Source organism: Actinomadura rubrisoli (assembly GCF_004349215.1).
In the GTDB taxonomy this organism is placed as follows: domain Bacteria; phylum Actinomycetota; class Actinomycetes; order Streptosporangiales; family Streptosporangiaceae; genus Spirillospora; species Spirillospora rubrisoli.
Window position 1 is genome coordinate 1 of the sequence record NZ_SMKU01000154.1, and the last position, 22,147, is coordinate 22,147.

The window sequence follows — 22,147 nt, forward strand, 5'->3', positions numbered from 1 at the left end:
GCCCCCCCGCCGCCCACACCCTCGACACCGACGCCGAGGCGCTGGCCGGCTGCGCCTCCCGCCTCCGCGACCTCGCCGCCCGCCTGCGCGTGGACGAGACCGCACCACCGTGGCTGTTCAGCACCCTGAACGCGCACATCACCGCCTGCGTCATCGCCTCGGGCGACCTGTCCGCGGCCGCCGCCCGGCTGAACACCTGCGCGAATCCCGCCGTGGAGGCCGACCGGCCCTGAACGTCCGCCTTCGCCGGAGGCGGCGAATCATGCCGGGGTGTGTTAGCGGTCGCCTTTCCTCCTCGCGGACGGCATCTCCACGAGACGGACGCAGACCATGGTCACCACGAAGCCGATGAGGCTCTTCGCCAGCAGATCAGCGCGATGACGGCCCACGCCAGCCAGTACGGGCCGGTGCCGAAGTAGTAGGCCAGTACGCGCGGCAGGGGCTCACCGTCCTCCCGCAGGTCCGCGACCGCCAGCGCCACCTGGGGTGCGCTGGCGGCGAACCGCAGCCCCTGCGCGACCAGCAGGAGCGTCGCCAGGAACCCGGCGATGGCGAGCGCCCCGGGCCAGGCGGACCCGGTGGCGCCGCCGGAGCGGGCCGTACCCTGCTCCGTCACGGGCTGCTCGGAGGGAGGACTTCAGTGATCGATTCGCGTCAACGCCTGTTCCTGGGCTCCGCCGGCCTGGGCGCTCTGCCGGGTTGGATGTCCGCGCTTCCGGACGTGCCGCGCCGAGCGGTGCTCGTTCCCACGGCGGCGAACCCGCTCGCGGACGCGCCCTTCGTCCTCAGGGCCGTCGAGGTCCTTGAATCCGCAGGCTCGCGGGTCGGCGTCCTTGATCTTGAATGCGCGCGCGCCACGCAGGTGGAACGGGCCTTGCGCGAGGCTGAGCTGGTCTTCGTCACCGGCGGCTATGCCATGTTCCTGCTCGAACACGTGCGCCGTACCGGGTTCGACCAGATCGTCTCGGACGCGGTCCGCGGCGGGAGCCTGAGCTACGCGGGGATCTCGGCCGGGGCCGCACTCGCCGGACCTGATCTGGAGCATCTGCGGGACGCGGACGACCCCGGGACCGTGGCGTCCAGCCGTGGTCTCGGCCTCGTCCCGTTCGTGGTCCTCGCGCACCGTGATCGCGGACGTGCGGCGCGGCATGACCGGCTGGCCGCCGAGCACGGCGACCCGTCGCGGTTCGTCTCGCTCAGCGACGACCAGGCCGTTGCCGTCACCGGCACCGCCTGGGAGCTGCTGTCCTCGCCGTAGCGCCGGCCGGGCGTACGGCGGGCGGACCGCTCGGCCGGAAATGGGAGGCGCTCCTTCGCCGCTGATTGGGCGCGGCGGCCTTTCGAACCTGATCTTGCGAGAGAGGAGTTCTCGGCGAATCACAAGATCTTGCCCCTCTTCCTTCTCTGGGGGCTGGAGGCGACACTTGACAGGACGGATGTCGGACGGTGAACAGGAGCGGAACATGCGCGAGGCGCAGCCGGTGGAGAACGGCTGGTTCGTGGACGAACGCTGTACGAACTGCGACGTCGCGCGGCAATTGGCACCTGGCCTCATCGGTGAGGTGAATGGCCGCTCGCAGGTCCTGCGCCAGCCGCGCGACGAGGCGGAGAACCGCGTGCTGCACATGGCGGCGCACGCGTGCCACACCCGCTCGATCCGCCCGCCGTCCGGGCTGCTGGACCCGGCGCTCGACCCGTTCCCGCTCATGTTGGACGACGGCGTCCACCTCTGCGGCCACAACGCCGCTGTCACCGCGGCCGCCAACTCCTATCTGCTGCAGCGTCCGGACGGCACCGTGATGATGATCGACACGCCGCGTTGGAGCAGGTCACTGGCCACGCGCTGGCGAGAGCTCGGTCCCGTCACCGACGTCTTGCTCACCCATCGCGACCACGCAGCGCATGGCCGGGTCTACGCCGACCACTACGGGGCCCGGCTGTGGATCCACGAGGGCGACCTGGACGCCGCGCCGGACGCCGACCGCGTCCTGCGGGGGCTGGATCCCGTCGAGATCGCCGCGGGGGTGGTCGCGCACCCGCTGCCCGGCCACACCGAGGGCAGCGTGCTCTACATCGCCGACCAGCGCCATTGCTTCAGCGGAGACAGCATTTACTGGTCGCGCACCACCGGGGACATCGAAGTCGCCGAGCACGTCACCTGGTATTCCATCGAGGAATTGGCCGCCTCCTTGTCCCGCACGGTTGACCGGCTCCGTTTCGAGTGGCTGCTGCCGGGTCACGGCGACCGCACGCGACTTCCCGCCGACGAGATGGCGCGGCGGCTGCGCGAACTCGCGGAACGCACCCGGAAGCTTCGTCCGAGGCCGATCGATTTCACGGCCCACCGCTGGTGACGGCGGCTCAGGGGGTTCTCGGGGGCGGACGGCCGCTCCCCGGCCGGGGGCCGACCTCGCACCGCCCTGAGCAGGGACGTTGCTGATTTTGTCAGAGTTTGCCTTCCTTTGACGACCGGAGTACGTTGTCGCCCACCAAGGTGCCCTCCAGGCGCCTTTGTCCGTCCTACCGTGCGGGTCTCTCCGAGGCCCGATCGTCAGCCCCACCATGCGCACGCCGTAGCGTGCGGGCGCTGAGAGAGCCGCGACCGGCTCGCGGAGGACAGGCCCCCTGACGGGGCCCCACAACATCAGCGCCGCTCTTTCGCCCACGGGACAACAGGGTCCCGTGGACGGGCCATCGCGCCCAAGGATCGCAGCGGCAACGCCGAGTCCGCCGTCGCGCGGAGCCGGGGAACCACCATGCGCCGGACTCCAGCAGTCCCGCATCGGGGTGAATCGGCCTGTCCTCAGGCCGTAGGGCCACTTCCACGCCCGAACCCGTCAGCTAACCCGGTAGGCGGCCTGGAAGAAGGAGTCCCTTGAAAGGCAAGCACAGCAAGTACCCCTCCCGTCTCGGTCCCCGCGCCACCGGCGCCCTGGCCGGCCTCGTCTTCCTCGGCGTGGCCGCGACCACCGCGCACGCGGGGGTCCTGTCGTCCGATTCCGGCTCCGCCGATTCGGTCGCCGCCGCCGAGGCCGTCCCCCCGGCGAAGTCGAAGAAGAAGACGTCCGGCCGGACCGCGCCGGGCCACTCCGGGAACAATGCCCGCTCCGAAGTCATCTCGCGGGCCAGGACGTGGAATCCGCACACCGATGAGCGGGTGTCCTACAGCCAGATCAGCAGCCACAACGGCTACCGCACCGACTGCTCGGGCTATGTGGCAATGGCGCTCGGGCTGCCCAAGCCGGGCCCGAACACCGTCGGCCTCACCTCGTCGAGGTACACCGAGCGCATCGACATGTCAGAGCTGAAGAAGGGCGACCTGGTCATGGACGCGCTCGGGAGCAACACCACCCGGCACGTCGTCATCTTCGAGAAGTGGGCCAACAGCAGGCACACCGCTTACTGGGCCTACGAGCAGCGCGGCCGGTACGGCACCGACTACCGGACGCGTGACTACGGCCTGTCCTCGGGCAGCGAGTACGAGGCGTACCGGCCGACGGTCCTCTGACGGACCGAGGCGGTGAGCCATGCCCGGCCGGGCCCGTCCCGGCCGGGCATTCCGCTCCGCCGCCTTCCGGCACCCGGCGGGACCCCGCCATCAGTCCTGGGCGGACGGGGGTTCACCGCTCCAGGCGGCGCGGAGCAGGCGCGCCAGGCCGTCATGGGTGACGGGCGCGGGGTTCGCGTACGGGGCGTCCACGACCTGCTTGGCGATCGGTTCGATGTCGCTCTCCGCCATGCCGAGCTCCCGCAGCGACCGTGGTGCGCCGAGGGAGCCCGCGAGATCCCAGAGACGGCGCGCGGGGTCGGGCGACGCCAGCGCGCGCGACAGGGCCCCGGCCGCCTCGGGGGCGGCGGGCTGGTTGTAGGTGAGCGCGTACGGCAGGACCACGGTGTGCGTCGCCGCGTGCGGGAGGTCGAGCGTCCCGCCGAGCGCGTGGCACAGCTTGTGGTGCAGCGACACGGTCGTGGCGCCGAGGCATGCCCCGCACAGCCAGGACGCGTACAGGGCCTTGGCGCGCGCGTCCAGGTCGCCGCCGTCGGCGGCCACGGCCGGGAGCGCCTCGGTCATCGCCCGGACGCCCTCCTCGGCCATCAGCGAGGTGATCGGGGACCGGTCGGGCGCGTACAGCGCCTCCACCGCATGGGCGACGGCATTGAACCCGCTGGTCACCGACATGCCGATCGGCAGGCCGAGGGTCAGCTCGGGGTCGTACAGGACGCTGGCGGGCAGCACGCGCGGGTCCTTGCCCGTCCGCTTGCGCCCGTCCTCGGTGAGCCCCCACACGGCGGTCATCTCCGAGCCCGCGTAGGTCGTCGGGACGGCGACCACCGGCAGGTCGTGCTCCAGCGCGATCGCCTTCCCCAGGCCGATGGCCGACCCGCCGCCGACGGCCACGCAGCAGTCGGCGCCGAGTTCGGCGGCGCGGGCGCGGGCGTGCCGCGCCACCTCGATCGGGACGTGCATGCGCGCCTCGGCGAGCACCCCGGCGGACCGCCCGCCGAGCGCGTCCGCGATGGTCTCCCCTGTGCCGCGCTGCTCGGGCGAGCAGAGCACGAGGGCGCGGCCCGCCCCCAGCCGGGCGATCTCGTCGGGGAGGGACGCGACGGCGCCGGAGCCGAAGCGCACCCGCATCGGGAGGGCGTCGTAGGAGAAGGACGTCTGGAGCATGGTCACACTTCCTGCCGGGTGTCGTCCGCGCGGAGGACGACATCGAAGTTCACCGTGCGGAACGGGTTGGGCAGTCCGGCCTCCGCCGCGCGTTCCGGGTCGTCGACCGTGGGGAATTCGCGCACCAGGCTGGGCTTGACCCCGAACACGGCGTCGGAGTCGATGTACGGCGTGCCCGCGACGAACAGGTGGGTCGTCACCGTGCGGTAGCCGGGGGCGGACACCTCGAAGTGGATGTGCGCGGGCCGGTTCGGGTGCCGGGACGTCGCGTCCAGCAGCCTGCCGACCGGGCCGTCCTGCGGGATCGGGTAGAAGCGGGGGACGATCGAGCGGAACCAGAACCGCCCCTCCTCGTCCGCCGTGAACAGCCCGCGCAGGTTCAGCGGCGGCTGGACGCCGGGCTGCTGCACGTCGTAGAAGCCCTCGTCGTTGGCCTGCCACACATCGACCGCCGCGCCCGGGACGGGCCGCCCGTCCGGGCCCGCGACGGTCCCGGTGACCAGGCACGGCGTGCCCTTGCCGTCCTCGGCGATGTCGGCGCCCAGCTCGCGCGGCGGGGAGGCGACCATGTGGAAGGGGCCCTCCACCGTGGACTCGGTGAGCCCGCCGCCGGCCCGGTTGTTGATCGTCTCGACCAGCATCGAGGCGCCGAGGACGTCGGAGAGCAGGATGAACTCCTGCCGGGTGCCCGTGCACGTCTTCCCGGTCTCGGTGAGGAAGTCGATCGCCGCCGCCCACTCCCGCTCGGTGAGCTCGACGTCCTTGACGAAGTCGTGCAGGTGCCGCACGAGCGAGGTGAGGACCCGCCGCAGGCGCGGGTCCGGCGTCGCGGCGAAGGCGGCCGCGACCACCTCGGCCGACCGCTCCTCGCTGAACAGCTCGGACGGCGGCGGGGCCGAGGGGCCGGCGGCGGATTCCGGGGAACTGTGTCGGTCCATGATCGTCTTTCGTGTCGGTCGGCCGCGGTCGTCTCCGCGCGGGTCGCTCACGACCCGCGGACGGTTCGCTGCGGCGCGGCGTGGATCAGCTCGTAGTCGCGTCCGATGGCGCCGGTCGTCTGGAGCAGCAGGGGCAGCAGGTCGTCGATCAGCTCGCGGTGGCCGACCTCGGCGGCGATCACCGTGACGTTGACCGCCGCGACCGTCCGCCCGTCGCCGTCGCGGAGGGGCGCGGCGACCGACCGGATCCCGGGCGCCACCTCCCCGTCGGTCGAGGCCCAGCCCCGGGCGCGCACCTCCCGCAGTTCGGCCTCGACCTCCCCGGCCGGCTCGGGCCGGTGCGCTCTGACGGGCGACCGCGTCTCGGTGCGCAGCGTCGCCCGCAGGGCGTCCGCGTCCAGGGACGCGAGCAGCACCTTGCCGAGCGCGGTGCTGGCGGCGGGAAGGCGCGTGCCCACCTTGACGTTGACGGCGACCACCTTGGGGACCTCGACGCGGGCGACGTAGAGGACGTCCGAGCCGTCCAGCTCCGCGATGGAGGCGGCCTGGCCGGTCCGCTCCACGAGGTCGCGCAGGTGCGGGAGCGCGACGTCCCACAGGCCGGCCGAGAGCGTGTAGGCCACGCCCAGCTCCAGGACACGCGGCGTGAGGACGACACCCTCCGGGGACGAGCGCACGTAGCCGAGGTGTTCGAGCGTGAGCACGATGCGCCGGGCGGTCGGCCGGGCGAGCCCCGTCGCGGTCGCGATCTCGGTGAGGGACATCGGCACGCGGTGCGTGCCGAAGCATCTGAGGACGTCGAGACCGCGGGCCAGGGCCTCGACGAAGTCCGGGCCGGCATCTTCGCGCGGCATGGCGCTCCTTTCCGGGTGGCTCGGTCGCTACCTTGCCACCTTCCGCCAAGAGTACGACCTCCGACCGCTGTCCGGTCAAGTGACCGTTCACCGGCGAACCAGCCCGCCGCGCCTATCGATGCAGCACAAGCAGGTGAGCAACGAATGAACACGACGCTTGACAGCCAGGACGACGCATCCCATGCTTCTGGCACGCAACAGGAGCGACCGCATAGTGGTCAAGTAGCCGTATAGCGGTCACTTCAAGGGAGGCAGCACGTCGCCATCTCGCCCATCCTTCAGTTAGATGAACTCGCCTACCAGCCGTCCGTCGCGGTAGGGCCAGGCGGCGGCGAACCGGTGCGAGACCTGATAGGTGCCGTCCGGGTCGACGTCCTCACCGGCGAGCGCGGAGTCGCCGCCGCGCACGACCTGGGCGAAGACCGCCTCGATGAAGACGCCGTAGTCGGAGACGGCGACCTTCTCCTCCACCGCGCCGAAGACGTTCACCCCGCGGCCGACGATGTCCGCGTAGAAGCTCCGGACCTCCTCCAGGCCATCGCACACCAGCGTCTTCCCGCGCTCGGTGAGCCGGTAGACCGGGTGATCGACGATCATCGCCGGGAGCAGGATGTCCTCCCAGAAGCCGGACACCTCCAGCAGCGCGTGCCTGCGGTAGTTCTTCAGCATGTGCCGGTGCCGCGGGTTCCCGACCACCGCGAGCGCCGCGTCGACGCCCGCCGTGATCTCCCGTACGTCGAAGACCTTCATGTGCTCACTCCTTGGAAGCCGGACGCGCCCGTGCGGGCGGTCAGCCCGCGGCGGCCATCGCGATGTCGGGGTCGTACTCGTAGATCCAGCCGTTGGCGACCAGCGGATCGGTCTCGGCGAAGGACGTGTCGCGAGCCCGCTGGCCGGGCCCGTCGGGAAGGTGGTTGACGTCCGACCGCGCGTGGCTCGCCGCCTGCAGCCGGGCCGTGCGGGGGCGCAGGGCCTCGTATCGGCGCAGCGCCCGGGGCGGGTCGGCGATGTCCTCGGCGAGGCAGCGGGACAGGACCGCCGCGTCCTCGATCGCCTGCGCGGCTCCCTGCGCGAAGAACGGGAACATGGGGTGCGCGGCGTCGCCGAGGAGCGTCACCGGCCCCCGGCTCCACCGCGGAAGCGGCGCGCGGTCCAGCAGCGCCCATCGCCCCGGTGTCTCCGAGGCGCGGATGAGGTCGACGAGCCTGGCGTCCCATCCGTCGAACTCCAGGAGGAACTCCCCGACCGTCGCCCGCGCCGTCCACGACTCCACCGAGTCGTCGCCCGCCGGGGCGAAGGCCACGAGGTTCACGAACCTGCCCTCGGAGACGGGATAGTGCACCAGGTGGCGGCCTGGGCCGATCCACAGCGTCTGGGCGCGCCGCCGGGCGAACGACGGCGCGCGTTCGCCGGGCACCAGGGCCCGGAACACGCAGAGGCCGGAGGAGGCGGCGGGGCGCGGCTCGGCGATGGCGCCCCGCACCACCGAGTGGACGCCGTCCGCCCCGATCACGATGTCCGCCCCGGTCACCTCGCCGTCGTCGAAGCGCAACGACGGGCGTTCGCCCCGCACGTCGAGCGCGGTGCAGCGCTTGCCGAGCCGGACCGTCCCCGCCGGGACGGCGCGCCCGATGGCGTCCACCAGGTCGGCGCGATGCACCGTGTACGTGTGCTCGCCGTAGAGCCGCTCGCAGGCCGTCGCGAGGTCCTCGGCGGACAGGACCGTCCCGTCCTGCCAGCGCCGGAACTCCCACCCGACGTCCAACCGGACGGCGCTCCGCAGCAGGGGCTCCATGACGCCGAGGCGGCGCAGGAGGCGCGCGGCGTTGGGGGCCACCACGAGCCCGGCGCCGACCTCCCTCAACTCCGGGGCCTGCTCGTACACCGTGCTGCCGAGGCCCGCCCGGCGCAGGAAGGCGGCGGCCGCGAGCCCGCCGATGCCGCCGCCGAGGATCGCGATCTCCGGTGTCCCGATGTTCGGCCGCAGCATGTCGGTTCCCGGCTCCCGTGGTCGTCGCCTGCTTCCAGGCCGGCGACGCCATGCTGCACCGGCGGCCGGGCCGGAGGCGCGCGGTTGGCCATCCTATGAACATCGAGGGGCTAATATCCCGGGTCAACGACAAGGAGGTCCGCCGCATGCCCCGGACCAGCGAGCCCGGGAGGAGCGTGAGTTCCCGCCTCCTGGAGGTGCTGTTCGCGTTCCAGCCCGACCAGAGCGTCCTCAGCCTCGCCGACCTGGTGCGGAGGACGGGTCTTCCGCACGCGACCGTGCGCCGGCTGGCCTTGGAGCTCACCGGCGCCGGCGCGCTGACCCGCCGGCACGATGGCCGCTTCACGATCGGCCTGCGCCTGTGGCAGCTCGGGACGCTGGCGCCGCTCACCGAGTCGCTGCGCACCCAGGCCCAGCCCTTCATGGAGGACCTCTACACGGCGCTCCACCAGCACGTGCAGCTGGCGGTCCTCGAAGGGACGGAGGCCGTGATCATCGAGAGGCCGTCCGCGCCCCGGGCCCCCGAGCTGGTCTCCCAGGTGGGCGGCCGGCTGCCGCTGCACTGCTCGGGGGTGGGCAAGGTGGTCCTGGCCCACGGCGGCGCCGACCTGATCGACCGGGTGCTGTCCGGCAGGCTGCGCAGGTACACGCCCCGGACGACCGTCGACCCGGGCGTCCTCCGGAGCGAGCTGGCCGACTGCCGCCGCACCGGCCACGCCGGCGTCCGGGGCGAGCTCACCCCCGGCGCCGACTCGATCGCGACCCGGATCGTGGACGGCGACGGCCGCGTCGTGGCGGCGCTGTCGGTGGTGGTGCGCTCGGGTTCGGTGAACCACCGCGCGGCGCTCCCGTCGGTGATCGCGAGCGGACTCGGCATCTCCCGCATGCTCGGCCGGCGCCCGGGAACCAAGATCCGCGACATCTGAACCCGCGACCGCCCCGTCCGTCAACGGCTCGTTCATTGAATGAGCGATCTCTCGTGCGGCGGCGAGCACGGAGCGCCTGGAGACATCCCGAACACAGCGGCCGGGTCCGGTCCTTGCCCGGCTCCGTCCGCTGGGTCACAGTGATCGGTATGGCCCTATACGTGGTGGTCGTGGGTGCCGGCGTCTACGGCGCGGCGGTGAGCGCCTCGTTGGCGCGGCGGGGCGCCCGCGTGGTGGTCGTGGACGCCGGCGCGCCGGCGGGCGGCACGTCCGGCGCGACGTTCTCCTGGACGAACTCCTGCGGCAAGCAGCCGCGGCCCTACCACGATCTCAGTGTCGCGAGCATGCGGGCCCATCAGAGACTGGCGGCCGAGACACCCCACGGCGACTGGTACCACGAGTGCGGCAACCTGGAATGGGCCGACGGCGACGCCGAGCGCGAGGAACTGCGCAAGAAGGTCGACGGCGTCCTGGAATACGGATACCAGGCGCGCTGGCTCGACCGCGCGGAGGCGCTGCGCCTGGAACCGGACATCGACCCCGCCGAGCTGCCCGCGGACGAGATCGCCTTCTTCCCGCGCGAGGGCTGGATCGAGCCGACGCGCTTGATCGCCCACCTGCTCTCAAGCGCGTCGTCCAGAGGTGCCGAGTTGGTGCGCGACGACGCCGTCACCGGCCTGGACGTGAGCGGCGGTACGGTACGCGCCGTCCGGCTCGCCTCGGGGCGGCGGCTCTCCGCGGACGCGGTCGTGAACTGTGCGGGACCGCAGGCCGCCAGGATCGCCGAGCTTGCCGGGCTGGCCCTGCCGATGCGCAACACCCGCGGTGTGCTCCTCTACACCTCTCCGGTCGCGGTGTCGGTGTCTCGCGTCGTCCACGCCCCGCGCGTCCATCTGCGTCCGGACGGCGCCGGGCGGCTGCTGCTGCACACCCCGGAGATCGACGGTGCGGCACGGGTGTCCGCCACCGGCGAGATCTCCGTTGAGGACTCGGCGGTCGAGAAGGTGCTGGCCGCGGGCCGAGCGCTCTACCCGGGGATCCGAGCCGCGACCGTGGAGAGCGTCCGGGTGGGCGAACGGCCCATTCCCGGCGACGGCCTGCCCGTGCTGGGACGGGCGGCCGGGCTGCCCAACTTCCACTTCGCCGTCTCGCACAGCGGCGCCACCCTGAGCGTGCACGCCGGCGACCTGGTCGCGGCCGAGGCCCTAGGCGAGGACCACGGCGACACCCTGGCTCCATTCCGCTTCGAACGATTCTGACCAGCGAAGCACGGTCGCTGAGGCCCCGCGCCCGTCGCCGCGTTCTCAAAAGAAGGCATTCTGATGCACGTCTTCGTCACGGGAGCGAGCGTCACCCTCAACCTCACCGCAATGCTGATCGAGACGGCCACGGCAGTTCGGCGCGCCAGGCAATCGCTGCTGCACGACCCGCTAGGCGCGGCGCCGCCCGACCCGGACGGCAGGGCGGGTGGGCGCCTCAACAGGCTGCCACTAAGTAAGAAAGCTGTAGCGTAACGTCACGCTGGACGCTCGGGGCCGTCCGTTCGCCGACGGCGCCTGGTCCCGTCCAGAGGAAGATCGCCACCCCGAGAGGGAGGACGGGACAGATGGCGAGGGCGGGCGCACGCGTCTGGGGCGCGGTCCTGTCGCTGTGCCTCGTCCAGTTCGTCGACGTCATGAGCGTCACGATCGTGCTGACGGTGCTGCCGCGCATGCTGGACGACGTCGGTGCCGGGTCCTCCGGCCGCACGCTGGTGGCCACCGGCTACGCCATGTTCTTCGGCGGGCTTCTCATGCTCGGCGCGAGACTCGGTGACCGGATCGGATACCGGCGGTGCATCCTGGCCAGCCTCGCGGTGTTCGCCGCCGGATCGTTGCTGGCCGCCCTGGCGGAGTCCACCCTGGTCCTGACCTCCGCCCGCTGCGTCCAGGGGGCGGCCGCCGCCACGGCGGTCCCGTCGGCCTTGCGCATGCTGACCTCGGTGACCGGCGACGACGATCGCGCCCGTGCCCGCGCGCTGGCCGGCTGGAGCGCCGCCGGTGCCGCGGCCGGTGCGTCCGGCTTCCTGGTCGGCGGGACGGTCGCCGAGATCGGCGGCTGGCGGCTCATCTTCTGGGGGCTCACAATCGTCGCCGCGCTCCTGGCCGCACTGGTCATCACCCTCACACCGCCGGTCGCCGCCGAGAGCGCCAGGACGCTGAACCTGACCGGCGCGGCGCTGCTCACCGCCGGAGTCATGCTCATCGTGGTGGGAGCAACCCTGCTGGGCGAACCCGCGCACCGCGGCGCAGGGGCGCTGCTGCTGGTCGCGGCGGCGGCCGTCCTCGTTCTGTTCGCCCTGGCCGACCGCCGCTCCGGTGCCCCGCTGCTGCCCCGCGCGGTGCTCGGGCTCCCTCAGGTCCGGCACGGAACCGCCGCCGCCTTCTTCAACACCGCCACCACGACGGGCGCCGCCACGCTGATCACTCTGTACCTGCAAGTCTCCCTGGGCTGGTCCTCGCTGAAGTCCGCCGCGACCATCCTGCCGCTGAGCGTGCTGGTCATCGCGGGCTCGGCTGCGGCCGCCCTGCTCATCGCGCGGCGCGCGGGCGAGCATGTGAGCGCCCTCGGCCTGGCGTTCATCGGTGCCGGCCTGATCGTCCCCCTCCCGCGTCCGGAGTCGATGCCGCTGCTCGGGCTGGGCATGGCCGCGGCCGGTTTCGGGCTGGGCCTGTCCTCGGTGGCCTCGACGTCACTGGCGACCGACGTCCCCGAGGGCCCGCGCGCCACCGCCTCCGGAATCGTCAACACCAGCGCCCAGCTCGGCAGTGCGATCGGAACCGCCGCCCTCCTGCTGATCGCATCCGCGGCCGGCGAACTCTCCGGCCCCGCCGAGACGACACCCGTCCTCGCCTGGACGACCGCCGCGATCGTGGCCTGCCTAGCAGCCGCCGCCTTCACCCGCACGCGACCAGGGCAGCCCGAGAGACCGCGCCGTCGTTCGTGAACGGGCCTGGCAACACAGTGGTCCCGGGAGCGGTCCCACCCTCATGACCGCACGATGGGGCGATGTTCCGCAGGGAGCCGCGTTCGCCGTGGGCCATGACGACGGGCGAATCGGGGGGTGACGACCGTGGGGTCGCCTCGTCGCCGTGACGTGAAGCGGCGCGGGAGGTCCCTCTCAGGCGACGCCCGCGTCCGGCTGATGTACGCGGGGAACTGCCTGCTGATCACCGGCTGGTTCATCATCGCCATCAGCCTTGTGGTCGGCGGCCTCTATTGGTATTCGTTCCAGCACCCCTCACCCTACCGAGTGGAGTTCGTAGAGCGAGACGAAGGGCGGTGTGACCGCGGTGAACCGTACGAGCCCCTGATCGTCGACCGCCGCAACGGCAAAGTCGTGGTCTGCGATGAATCCTATGCGGTGCCAAAGTGGACCAAACGAGAATACGGTCAGGTGGTCGACCTGACGACATCACTGGCAAAGGGAGACGGCCTGGGTGCCGAAGACCAGGCAACCATCAGGAACACGATCCACCGAATGGGCGCCGCCCACGGCTACCCCCGAAAATTCCACATTGGACCAGTCGGCGTAGCGACCGGGGTCATCTTCGCGGTTGGCGTGTCGGTGGCATTGATTGGCCGTCGGCTGTTCCAACACAGCTCCTCGCCACCATGGGAAACTCACCTGAGCGGGTGACGGGGGTGCCTGACTTGGCGGGGTGAGCGTGGACGGCGGCGCCGCGGATCCGGTGGCCCGCGGGGCTGGCACGGAGAGTTGCTTTGACTATGCTCGCAGAGTGACGCATGACGCCCCTCACGTACAGGCCGTGGACGCTTTCATCGCGGCGACCAATGCGAACGACCCTGCCAAGCGAGCGGCGCTGCTGAGCGACGCGCTCACTGCCGACGTCGTCTTCTGGGGTCCGCTGGGCCGAAGTGTCGGCCGCAAGGCCGTCGAGGACTTCATCACCGAGGTCGTTCAGGGGCACCCGGCGGCGCCCTGCCGGATGGTGCGCACGACTCGCGTGGACGCACCGGAGGAGTGGGCGCGCTTCGGCTGGCGCTACGAGGCCGGCGACGGCCACGCGCTGCTCTCGGGTACGGACATGGTCCACATCTCCGCAGCAGGGGGTATCGACCAGATCGTGGTGTTCGCCGGCTCCCTGGACTAGCCGGACGTGACCCCGCCGCCGCGCCCGCGCCAGGTGCCGACCACTCGCACCTGGGACGGCTGGTGGCGGCGGCTCTCGCCGACCGTGGCGGCGAGGGCTTGGATGGCGTCACAGGAGTTCCCGCAGTCGGCGGAGTCCGCGGGCGGTGCGCGCCTTGACGGTGCCCAGCGGGATGTCCAGCCGGTGGGCGATCTCCCGCTGGGTCAGCTGCCCGAAATGGGCGAGGACGAGTGCCTGCCGCTGCGGGGCGGGCAGGGCCGCGAGCGCGTCCCGGATGTCGCACGCCGCGTCCACCGCGGGGCCGGCGTCGGGCACTCTGGCGGCGTCCACCAGCGGCGTCGCCCTGCGGGAGTGACGCGCCTCGGCGCGCAGCAGGTCGATGGCGCGCCTGCGTGCGATCGCCAGGAGCCACGGTTCCAGGCCGCGGGCCGGGTCGAAGCGGCGGCGCGACCGCCAGACGTCCAGGAAGACGACCTGGACGACGTCGTCCACTGCATGGCGGGGCACCAGCCGCGACGCATGGTGACGGACGAGGGGAGCGAACGCCGTGTAGCACTCGGAAAGGGCCGTTTCGTCGCCCCGCGCGAGTCGCTCTCCCAGGTTCACGCGGACCGCCGTTCCCCGGACAACCGCGTCAAAACTTGTTCATAGTCAAGGGGAGAGGAGCATGCCACCGCAAAAGGGCAAAGGAAACGCCGAGGCCGGTGTCAGTCGGAGATCAGGACCGTCCGAGCACGGACGTCAGCTCGGCAACCGCTTCGCCGAGGCTGTCCACCGGCGCGGCGGAGGCGGGGAGCCGGTCGCGCACCCAGCCCGGTCCGCCGACGACCAGGCGGCGCGGCGGGCGGCACGCGGGAAGCCCGTCCAGCCAGGCAGGATCTCCGGTCCCGGCGGTCTGCGACCAGACGAAGACGGCGCTCGGCCCTGTCCGCCGGATGGCGGAGGCCAGGGCCCGTGCCGGTACCCGCGCCCCCAAGAGGCTCGCCGCGACATCCGCCTCGGCGAGCGCGGCGGCCAGCGCGTACACCGGCAGGCTGTGCTGCTCCTCCGGCGCGCAGGCGAGCAGGACGGGACGGGCGTTGCGCGGACGGCCCGGGAGCGGCACCGCGGCCAGGCAGCCGGCCAGGACCGTGGACAGCAGGTGCTCGACGTCCACGCAGCCGCCGGTGGCCGCGTGCTTGCGGCCGATGCCGTCCAGGACCGGGACGAAGAGCCCGTTCCAGGCCCGGACGACGCCGTCCCGGCCGAGGGCGGTCCGCGCCGCGCGGGCCATCGCGGGAGCGTCCAGCGCCATCGCCGCCCGGGCCAGCCCCCTGACCTCGGCGCCGTCCGATCCGGCGGTCGTCCCGCCGACGGGCACCCGGTTGCCGCCCGCGCCGTGCCCGCGCGGTGAGGACGGTCCGCCGGACGGCCCGTCCAGCGCGACCCGGGCCGCCTCCCCCGGCGGGGCCCCGGCGAGGATCAGCCGCTGCATGGCCTCCAGCCGGGCGACGTCGGCGGGGGTGTAGCGGCGGTGAGTGCCCGTGCTGCGGCGGGTGGGGCCGATGCCGTACCGGCGGTCCCAGGTGCGCAGGGTGGAGGGCGCCACGCCCAGGCGCTGCGCCACCGCGCCCACGCTCAGCCCGGCGTCCTGGTCCGGCGGCCCGCCCATGCGCCTCCTGTCAGCCGCTGCCCGCAAAGCGTACGGTCCATCGGGACTTCGCCGGAACCGCACGGCCCGGTTGCACCGGCCCGCGGCCCAGCGGCGTACGGCCCCGGCCGGGCAACCGATCAGGACGCCGCTCCGAAGACCAGGTGATGAGCACCTCGATCACGCTGTTCACCCGGGACCTGCGGGTGCGCGACAACCCCGCCCTGGCGGCGGCGCGCGAGACGGAACGGGCCGCGCCCGTCTTCGTCCTCGACGACGCGATCCTGGCGGGGCCGTCCGCCGCGCCCGGTTCCTCCTCGAAAGCCTCGCCGTCCCGCGCGAGTCCCTGCACGGGCTGGGCGGCGACCTGGTGATCCGCCGCGGCGCCCCGATCGCGGAGGTCGCCCGGCCGGCCGCGGAGACCGGGCCAAGCCGTGTGTTCCTGGCCGACGACGGATCCGCATACGCGACGCGGCGCCGACCACTACCGGGTGTTCACCCCGTACCGGCGGGCCTGGGACGCGGCCCGACGGCGCCCGGTCCTCACCCCGCCCAAGGCGATCCGCCTGCCCGCCGGGACGAGGCCCGGCCCGCTGCCGCGGCTCGCCGAGCTGACCTCCGGCGCGTCCTCCCCCGGCCTCGCGGCGGGCGGCGAGCGGGCGGGCCGCGAGCGCATGACGACCTGGCCGCGCGAGGCCACCGCCGACTACGAAGGAGCCCAGGACGACCTGGCCGCCGACCGCACATCACGGCTCAGCACGTACCTGAAGTTCGGCTGCGTCCCGCCGCTGGAACTGGCGATGGCCGTCCCGGCGGGGTTCCGGCACCAACTCACCCGGCGCGACTTCCACCACCAGGTCGCCGCCGCCTTCCCCGCGCTCCTGGGCCGCAGGGAGGACGGTGGAACCGGGACGTGGACGCTCTCGCCGCCTGGCGCGACGGCATGACCGGCGTCCCGATCGTCGACGCGCGGCCCGTCCATCGCCCCTGGACCCTGCCCGCCGACCGGCGACAGGCCCTCGGCTACCCACCGCCCATCGTCGAGCCCAGTGCCCGCTCGCACATGTGAGCCGCGGATACGCCACAACGACCCAGGAGGAAAGATCAACACATCACACCGGGGCGCCCGCCCGACCTCCACCGGACGACGCGATGCGTGATCGACTGTGCCAGGTGACGGGGGCCAGCGGCAGGTTGGTGCCCGAGCTGCTGGACGCCGGGTACGGGGTCCGCTGCATGGCCGGACAGAAGGCGACCGATCAGCCGGTTCGTCCGGAAGAACTCCGCAGAACCTGAACGGACGAGCCGGCTTCTTGCGCTACCGCACTAAGGCCGCGGCGACACCGAACTGTGATATCCGCCCAGACATGGAGGCCTCATCAGCGGGGACAAGGCGCGCGAAGGAGGAACGACATGCCCTGGTTGATGATCCTCGTTCTGCTGCTGGCGCTGGTCCTGATCGGCGCCGGGTTCGCGCTGAAGCTTCTCTGGATCCTCGCGGTCATCGTCCTGATCCTGTGGCTGCTCGGATTCGTGGCACGCGGCACGGGCGCCTCGGGACGACGCGGCCGCTGGTACCGCTGGTAGAACAACCCTGCCCCGTCAACACGACTCGGCGGCCGGAACGACCGCTGCAATCCGGCCGTCCGAGTCCAACACCATCAGGTCGGACGTTGCCCTGCATATGCCTCGCGGAGGACGGCCAGGTCAGCCTCGACGGACAAATCAAGGCTCGCAGCCATCCTGGCCGTCCACTTCCCGTCAGTCGAAATCCAGGCCGGCTTCCCCGGCGGCTTCGCGAGCCGGGCCATTCAGCCGCGCGGCCATGACCAGTCGCCACTCACCCACGCGCCCGTCCGGTGGAGCATGTGACCAAACCGGTCAGGAATCGAGAAGCGCATTCTCAGAGCCGCGCTTAGCCTCACCGTCATGGCTCCATCGAATCCGCCACCCAGGTCGAGCCGGGTAGCGCGACACAACCACTGCCACCTGCGGCTTGGCGCCGGGCCGGGCATCACAGCGGATAACCCGGCTGTTCACGGACGTCGATGAAAGGTGTTCTCCCATGTGTCACCCGTCGTGGGGGCCTGCACTCGCCGCGGCGCAGCACCAGAGCGACCTCGCGCGACTGCGCCGTGTTCGGGACCGGATCGACCGGGAATACGCACAGCCGCTGGATGTCGAGGCACTCGCGCGCGGAATGCACATGACGGCCGGGCACCTCAGCCGCCAGTTCCTGCTTGCCTATGGCGTGTCGCCATACGACTATCTGATGGCACGGCGCATCGAACGTGCGACGGCACTCCTGCATCGGGACGGCCTCAGCGTCACGGACGTCTGTTTCGCGGTCGGCTGCTCGTCGCTGCGCATCTTCATCACGCGCTTCACCGTGCTGGTCGGTATGCCGCCCAGCGCCTACCAGCGCCGGGCGACCGGCACTGCGGCGCGGACGGCGAAGCAGGCGGCCACGCCGATCAGGAGCCGAGAAGCGCGAGTCGCGAAGCCGCAACTAGCCTGGTCACCATGGATATCACCATTCACACGAGCGTCCTTCCGCACGACGACCCGGACGCCTCCCTGACCTTCTACCGCGACGTCCTCGGCTTCGAGGTCCGCAGCGACGTCGGAAGCGGAAAGATGCGTTGGATCACCGTCGGTCCCGCGGGCCAGCCCGGCACGTCCATCCTTCTGGCGCCGCCGGCCGCCGACCCTGGGATCACCGATGAGGAACGCCGCACCATCGCCGAGATGATGGCCAAGGGCACCTACGGCTGGATCCTCTTGGCCACCGCCCACCTGGACAGCACGTTCGAAAAGGTGCAGGCCGGCGGAGCCGAGGTCGTCCAGGAGCCGACCGAGCAGCCGTACGGCGTCCGCGACTGCGCCCTCCGCGACCCCGCGGGCAACATGGTCCGCATCCAGGAGATGCGCTGAGCCGTCCGGTAATCGCAGACCCGACTCACCGCTGACGGCCAGTGGCCGCGTAGCCGCATGCGCCGATGGTTCGTCACGAAATGGTTGGCAGGAGCAGATGATGAAATTCCGAACCCGCGTCGAGCCACCGGAGCCGATGAGGGGCTTGGAGGTTCCTCCGGAGGTCGTGGAGGCGCTCGGTGCAGGCAAGCGGCCGGCGGTGACCATCACGATCAACGGGCATTCGTGGAAGAGCAGGGTCGCCATCATGCGTGGCCGCTTCCTGCTCGGCCTCAGCAAGGCCAACCGACAAGCCGCCGGTGTCGTGACCGGCGACGAGGTCGAGGTCGAGCTGGAACGTGACACCGAGCCCCGGGTCGTGGTCGAGCCCGCGGACTTCGCCCGCGCCCTGGACGCCGATCCGATCGCTCGCGCCGCCTACGACCGCCTGTCCCACAGCCGCAAGCGGGAGCACGTGCTCGCCATCGACAGCGCCAAGAAGCCCGAGACGCGCAGCCGGCGGATCGAGAAGGCTCTGGCAGCGCTACGGGGCCAGGAGTAAGCAGCGCCCCACCACAAAACCTGAACAACGAGGTCGTCCCCTGGCGAGTCATAGATTGCATGACCCGCAATGAAGCGGAGAGCCACGCCCTTTCGGACGACCATGCCGGGGATCGCAGGACGGCCCAGGATCGACAGCATCAGCCCGCAGTCGACCCGCGCGGTGACGGCTGGGCTCTACACCGGACGCGCGCGCCGTCGACGCCACAAAAGCAGCGCCCGCCCTTAATTTTGCGCTCATGAACCCTCCGGAGACGGCACACGCGATAGGACGGCCTGGGCCCGCATAGAGGCTCATACGCGCGGGACATAGACCTCGACGGTCCCGTTCACCTGAAGTACGGCCAGGCCCGGCAGCGCGGGGATCGGGGCCTTGAGCCGGTGGAACAGAACGGCGCCGTCCATGACTGGGTGCCAAGTGCCGAGGTCGGGGGTCAGATCGCCGCCACCGCCCCGGTGCGGGTGCTGACCCTCAGTACCGCGAAGGGACGGAGCCTGGCCACCCCGTCCCGGATCGTCCAGCGGCAGTGGGCAGGGAATCATGCCGCCGGGAGGACGGGCTGTCGGGCCAGGCGGGTGGATTGGTCGTGGACCGACGGGCTACGGCCTCCGACCAGCCCTATCTCGCGGTCACGTCATCGCGGCCACGGTGCGGTGGCCCGGCGCGCGGGCGCCCCGGGTGCACGCGGGATAGAAGGTCGACAGTTGGGCCAGGGCGCGGCTGAGGGCTTGGACGTTGGTGGGGGTCCGGGCGATGGCGACGATCGCGTTGCCGGCCGTGTGGATGGCCTCTTCGTTGGTGACGTCGGTGAGCCAGTCATAGCAGCGGGTGAGCTTCGGCTGGTTCAGAGCGCGGAGAACGATCATGATGGCCGGTTCGTTGCGGAGGATGACCCGATATGCCTCGCTGGACACCCAAATGGCGGACTCGATGTGGGTGGGGACGGCCGGGTTGTTGACCGGGTCGCGCCCCCAGTCGAGGGCGGCCTGCTCGGCCTTGCTCCACGCCACGTTGTGCACGGCCTTGACCGCCAGCCGACCGCCCTTGAGATCGATGAGGTAGCGGGCCCACAAGCGGGCACTGGGGTTGCCATAGTCGTCGTCGCTCATGCCCGAGGCCAGCGCCACTCCACGCAGGAGCCCCTCTAGGCCCCCGGCGTTGGTGTAGGAGGCCCAGGTGCCGGGGGAGCCCATGTCGTTGTCGATGAATATCCGGATAACGGCCTGGATGACGTTCCAGCGCGCGAAGCCCTTCTCGAAGGATTGGGCGCGGCCGTCTTGCAGGGCGCGGACCAGCCTCAGCCGGTCGGGCATGGGCATGGACGCCAGCTCGGCGAACCGGCAGGTCAGCAGTCTCGCGCAAGCTTCGGGCGACACCGCCCGGCGAGGGCTCGCAGGCCCGGAGGACGCCTGTCCGGTACCAGGGGGCACTGCGAGAAGTCCGAGCATGAGGGCTGTGAGGCAGAGGAGCCGTCGGAGTGTGAGAAGCACGCACCCTTACTAGCACCATTGGACACTGTCTGTCATCAATCAATTACCCTTGGCCATTCACCAAGGTCCGGCGGCGGCCGTGCCGGCCCGCAGCGCGACGCTAACCTCCGGCGGGATCCTGCTGTTCTCTGGTCCGGACGTCGCCGGAAGAGGGGCGTCCGACCAGGTACCCGCGCCGCCGGTGACGCCGCGCTGGGGTCCGCAGCCGGAATGCCATCATCGCCAGGACCAGAATCACCGTGAGGAGGTAGCTCACCTCTCTGGGGGGCACAAAGCCCCAGCTTCTGATCGCATCGAGCTGGAAGTAGACGAGCGCCAGAGCCGCCAGTGCCGCCCACAGGACATAAGCGGATCTGCCCTCGGCTCGCATGAGGCCGCCCGCCGTGAGCAGCCAGAGCGCGCTCGGCAGGGTGACCAATGCCCAGGAGAGATGGTGGCGGGACGGATCGAACATGACGGAATGCCAGGTGTCGTCGAAATGGACCAGCGGAAGCGAGGCGAGGGCGGCGACCCCGGCCAGTGCGGCCACCGGGCTCAGGTACGGCGAACGCGCGCGGCTTCTCACATGCACACCGATCACCGCGAGCATGCCGACGGCCGCCACCACCACGTACAACGTGCCGAAGAACCCATCGATGACCGTCGGGTCGTGCAGCTCGGCGAGACTGAAGCCGACCTCCTCACCGAGGAGTGCCGACGCGGTCACCGCGCCGAGCATCGCGGCCGTGGGCGCCAGACGCAGTACGCCGTCCCATCTGCTCTCTCGTCCCGCCGCCTGGATCTGAGGGCCGTCGCCCGGTCGCGTTCCGAGGTCCCAACTCTGGCTCAGCGCACTGTCGGCCGGTCGCGCCGTCGGCGAAGCGGGCCGTGGCGGCGCGGGCTGGTCGGCGGCGGCCGCAGGCGTTCCCCCGGCGATGCCGGCGAGCGCGGTGGTGGCGGCCGGTCCCTTCATGCGGACGCGGGGGTCCTTGGTCAGCAGCGCCTCGATGACCGGACGCAGCACGCCGGCGCGCCGCATCGGGTCGGGAGCATGGTTGAGGATCGCCCCGTAGACGGCCACGGGGTCGAGACGCGCGAAGGGCGGACGACCCTCCACGAGCGTGTAAAGGGTGGCGCCCAGAGCCCACAGGTCGGCGGCCTCGGTGGCGCGCTCGCCGTTGATGCGCTCCGGCGCGATGTAGGCGGGTGATCCGACCAGGCCGCCGGTCCGGGTAAGCGTGCTGTCGCCCTGGATGACCGCGATGCCGAAGTCGGTGAGGACGATGCGGCCATCGTCGGTCCGCAGCACGTTGGCGGGTTTGACATCGCGGTGCAGGACGCCGTCGGAGTGCGCGGCGACCAGCGCCGACACGATCTGCAACCCGATACGGGCGGCCTGCTCGTCGGCGAGCGGCCCCTCGACGTCGACGATCTCCTGGAGCGACCTCGCCCGCAGGAACTCCATGATCACCCACGGCTGCCCGTCCTGCTCCACCACGTCATGGACGGTGATGACGGCGGGATGCGAGAGCCGGGCCGCCGACCGGGCCTCTCGCATCGCCCGTTCCCGCAGCTCGTCCTCGGTCGACGCGCTGAGTCCGGGCGGCGCGACGATCTCCTTGACCGCGACGTCCCGTCCGAGGATCTCGTCCCTGGCCCGCCAGACCCGGCCCATGCCGCCCTGGCCGACGAGCCTCTCCAGCCGATACCGCTCACGGATCAGCCGTCCTTCGCTCATGTGGCCAGCTTGCTTCAACCCACTAGGGCAGACCAATCATTTGCCACAAGCGGCCTCCTGCCACGTCCGTCCAGACGGCCCGCATACAGGCCCTGGCAGGCACGAATCGGTGGGGTAGCCGACCGGAGCGACGCCGGACGCGATCGGTCGGGCCAGGGAGTTTGTTTCTCATGCTGAGTAGCTGCCAGATCCGCATGGCCTTGCCGTGGGGACGAGGTCGGCTATGCGGTCGCGGTTTCGGGGTGGCGGGGTGTCGACTTTGGTCGCTGCGATATCGACCGAAGCACGATGGGGGTTGGGG

26 protein-coding genes, 1 pseudogene and 1 riboswitch are annotated in these 22,147 nt (G+C 71.6%); of the genes and pseudogenes, 17 read left to right on the forward strand and 10 right to left on the reverse strand.

The window, feature by feature from the left end; all coding sequences use genetic code 11:
- A partial coding sequence (locus E1298_RS25900) for a hypothetical protein (protein ID WP_131897655.1) occupies positions 1–233 on the forward strand: 233 nt, incomplete at its 5' end.
- Between the two features lie 101 nt (positions 234–334).
- On the opposite strand, the gene E1298_RS25905 is transcribed toward E1298_RS25900, so the two are convergent.
- Positions 335–616: a hypothetical protein gene (locus E1298_RS25905; RefSeq protein WP_131897657.1), complete on the reverse strand. Its 282-nt coding sequence runs from the start codon at positions 614–616 to the stop codon at positions 335–337.
- Positions 617–640: 24 nt separating this feature from the next.
- Between E1298_RS25905 and E1298_RS25910 the strand changes: the two genes are divergently transcribed.
- The 3 genes from E1298_RS25910 (at position 641) to E1298_RS25920 (ending at position 3,508) form a co-directional block, all read left to right on the forward strand.
- Positions 641–1,258 (forward strand): Type 1 glutamine amidotransferase-like domain-containing protein, encoded by a 618-nt coding sequence (locus E1298_RS25910; protein WP_131897659.1) that lies wholly within the window; start codon positions 641–643, stop codon positions 1,256–1,258.
- A 205-nt stretch (positions 1,259–1,463) separates the two neighbouring features.
- Positions 1,464–2,354 carry an MBL fold metallo-hydrolase gene (locus tag E1298_RS25915; RefSeq protein WP_131897661.1) on the forward strand — a complete coding sequence of 297 codons (891 nt, stop codon included), beginning with the start codon at positions 1,464–1,466 and terminating at the stop codon, positions 2,352–2,354.
- Between the two features lie 355 nt (positions 2,355–2,709).
- A riboswitch (cyclic di-AMP (ydaO/yuaA leader) is annotated at positions 2,710–2,872 on the forward strand.
- A 3-nt stretch (positions 2,873–2,875) separates the two neighbouring features.
- A complete protein-coding gene (locus E1298_RS25920; protein ID WP_131897663.1) occupies positions 2,876–3,508 on the forward strand; it encodes a hypothetical protein in 633 nt (210 codons plus the stop codon).
- A gap of 90 nt (positions 3,509–3,598) precedes the next feature.
- Here E1298_RS25920 and E1298_RS25925 read toward each other — a convergent pair whose 3' ends face one another.
- The 5 genes from E1298_RS25925 to E1298_RS25945 all read right to left on the reverse strand — a co-directional run bounded on the left by E1298_RS25925 (position 3,599) and on the right by E1298_RS25945 (position 8,454).
- Positions 3,599–4,672, reverse strand: coding sequence for a maleylacetate reductase (locus E1298_RS25925; protein ID WP_131897665.1), 1,074 nt, complete (start codon positions 4,670–4,672; stop codon positions 3,599–3,601).
- Positions 4,673–4,674: 2 nt separating this feature from the next.
- Entirely contained in the window at positions 4,675–5,610 is a 936-nt protein-coding gene (locus E1298_RS25930) for a dioxygenase family protein (protein WP_131897667.1), read from the reverse strand.
- 47 nt (positions 5,611–5,657) lie between these two features.
- Positions 5,658–6,464, reverse strand: coding sequence for an IclR family transcriptional regulator domain-containing protein (locus E1298_RS25935; protein WP_131897669.1), 807 nt, complete (start codon positions 6,462–6,464; stop codon positions 5,658–5,660).
- A 282-nt stretch (positions 6,465–6,746) separates the two neighbouring features.
- Positions 6,747–7,214, reverse strand: coding sequence for a hypothetical protein (locus tag E1298_RS25940; protein WP_165975664.1), 468 nt, complete (start codon positions 7,212–7,214; stop codon positions 6,747–6,749).
- A 40-nt stretch (positions 7,215–7,254) separates the two neighbouring features.
- Positions 7,255–8,454, reverse strand: coding sequence for an FAD-dependent monooxygenase (locus E1298_RS25945; RefSeq protein ID WP_131897671.1), 1,200 nt, complete (start codon positions 8,452–8,454; stop codon positions 7,255–7,257).
- A 176-nt stretch (positions 8,455–8,630) separates the two neighbouring features.
- On the opposite strand from E1298_RS25945, the gene E1298_RS25950 reads away from it, so the two are divergent.
- From E1298_RS25950 to E1298_RS25970, 5 genes are all read left to right on the forward strand, one after another.
- Positions 8,631–9,380: an IclR family transcriptional regulator gene (locus tag E1298_RS25950; protein WP_207944842.1), complete on the forward strand. Its 750-nt coding sequence runs from the start codon at positions 8,631–8,633 to the stop codon at positions 9,378–9,380.
- Positions 9,381–9,529: 149 nt separating this feature from the next.
- A complete protein-coding gene (locus tag E1298_RS25955) occupies positions 9,530–10,639 on the forward strand; it encodes an NAD(P)/FAD-dependent oxidoreductase (protein WP_131897675.1) in 1,110 nt (369 codons plus the stop codon).
- 347 nt (positions 10,640–10,986) lie between these two features.
- Complete coding sequence (locus E1298_RS25960) at positions 10,987–12,366, forward strand: MFS transporter (RefSeq protein ID WP_131897677.1); 1,380 nt, start codon at positions 10,987–10,989, stop codon at positions 12,364–12,366.
- A gap of 198 nt (positions 12,367–12,564) precedes the next feature.
- Positions 12,565–13,059: a hypothetical protein gene (locus E1298_RS25965; protein ID WP_131897679.1), complete on the forward strand. Its 495-nt coding sequence runs from the start codon at positions 12,565–12,567 to the stop codon at positions 13,057–13,059.
- A 130-nt stretch (positions 13,060–13,189) separates the two neighbouring features.
- Positions 13,190–13,534 carry a nuclear transport factor 2 family protein gene (locus tag E1298_RS25970; protein WP_243725806.1) on the forward strand — a complete coding sequence of 115 codons (345 nt, stop codon included), beginning with the start codon at positions 13,190–13,192 and terminating at the stop codon, positions 13,532–13,534.
- Positions 13,535–13,642: 108 nt separating this feature from the next.
- On the opposite strand, the gene E1298_RS25975 is transcribed toward E1298_RS25970, so the two are convergent.
- Positions 13,643–14,140: an RNA polymerase sigma factor gene (locus tag E1298_RS25975; protein ID WP_131897683.1), complete on the reverse strand. Its 498-nt coding sequence runs from the start codon at positions 14,138–14,140 to the stop codon at positions 13,643–13,645.
- 112 nt (positions 14,141–14,252) lie between these two features.
- Positions 14,253–15,185: a MerR family transcriptional regulator gene (locus E1298_RS25980; protein ID WP_131897685.1), complete on the reverse strand. Its 933-nt coding sequence runs from the start codon at positions 15,183–15,185 to the stop codon at positions 14,253–14,255.
- 146 nt (positions 15,186–15,331) lie between these two features.
- Here E1298_RS25980 and E1298_RS25985 point away from each other — a divergent pair, with 146 nt between their 5' ends.
- From E1298_RS25985 to E1298_RS26010, 8 genes and pseudogenes are all read left to right on the forward strand, one after another.
- Positions 15,332–15,538, forward strand: coding sequence for a deoxyribodipyrimidine photo-lyase (locus E1298_RS25985; protein WP_131897687.1), 207 nt, complete (start codon positions 15,332–15,334; stop codon positions 15,536–15,538).
- Positions 15,511–15,582 (forward strand): annotated as a pseudogene (locus tag E1298_RS51865) (hypothetical protein); the annotation flags it as partial. The gene E1298_RS25985 and the pseudogene E1298_RS51865, both read left to right, overlap by 28 nt.
- Positions 15,583–15,598: 16 nt before the next feature.
- Positions 15,599–16,111, forward strand: coding sequence for a cryptochrome/DNA photolyase family protein (locus E1298_RS25990; RefSeq protein WP_243725808.1), 513 nt, complete (start codon positions 15,599–15,601; stop codon positions 16,109–16,111).
- On the forward strand, positions 16,078–16,233 hold the full coding sequence (locus E1298_RS50540) for an FAD-binding domain-containing protein (RefSeq protein ID WP_243725809.1): 156 nt from the start codon (positions 16,078–16,080) through the stop codon (positions 16,231–16,233). The genes E1298_RS25990 and E1298_RS50540 overlap by 34 nt, the downstream gene beginning before the upstream one ends.
- A gap of 344 nt (positions 16,234–16,577) precedes the next feature.
- Positions 16,578–16,751 carry a hydrophobic protein gene (locus tag E1298_RS25995; protein ID WP_243725810.1) on the forward strand — a complete coding sequence of 58 codons (174 nt, stop codon included), beginning with the start codon at positions 16,578–16,580 and terminating at the stop codon, positions 16,749–16,751.
- A 478-nt stretch (positions 16,752–17,229) separates the two neighbouring features.
- The gene (locus E1298_RS26000) at positions 17,230–17,745 is read left to right on the forward strand and encodes a helix-turn-helix domain-containing protein (RefSeq protein ID WP_131897689.1); all 516 of its coding nucleotides are present in this window, start codon (positions 17,230–17,232) and stop codon (positions 17,743–17,745) included.
- Entirely contained in the window at positions 17,688–18,098 is a 411-nt protein-coding gene (locus E1298_RS26005) for a VOC family protein (protein ID WP_131897691.1), read from the forward strand. Before E1298_RS26000 ends, E1298_RS26005 begins: the two co-directional genes overlap by 58 nt.
- A gap of 136 nt (positions 18,099–18,234) precedes the next feature.
- Positions 18,235–18,639 (forward strand): YdeI/OmpD-associated family protein, encoded by a 405-nt coding sequence (locus E1298_RS26010; protein ID WP_279499198.1) that lies wholly within the window; start codon positions 18,235–18,237, stop codon positions 18,637–18,639.
- 629 nt (positions 18,640–19,268) lie between these two features.
- Here E1298_RS26010 and E1298_RS26015 read toward each other — a convergent pair.
- Both E1298_RS26015 and E1298_RS26020 read right to left on the reverse strand, forming a co-directional pair.
- A complete protein-coding gene (locus E1298_RS26015) occupies positions 19,269–20,015 on the reverse strand; it encodes a hypothetical protein (RefSeq protein ID WP_131897695.1) in 747 nt (248 codons plus the stop codon).
- A 214-nt stretch (positions 20,016–20,229) separates the two neighbouring features.
- Positions 20,230–21,846 carry a serine/threonine-protein kinase gene (locus tag E1298_RS26020; RefSeq protein WP_131897697.1) on the reverse strand — a complete coding sequence of 539 codons (1,617 nt, stop codon included), beginning with the start codon at positions 21,844–21,846 and terminating at the stop codon, positions 20,230–20,232.
- Positions 21,847–22,147 lie beyond the last annotated feature (301 nt).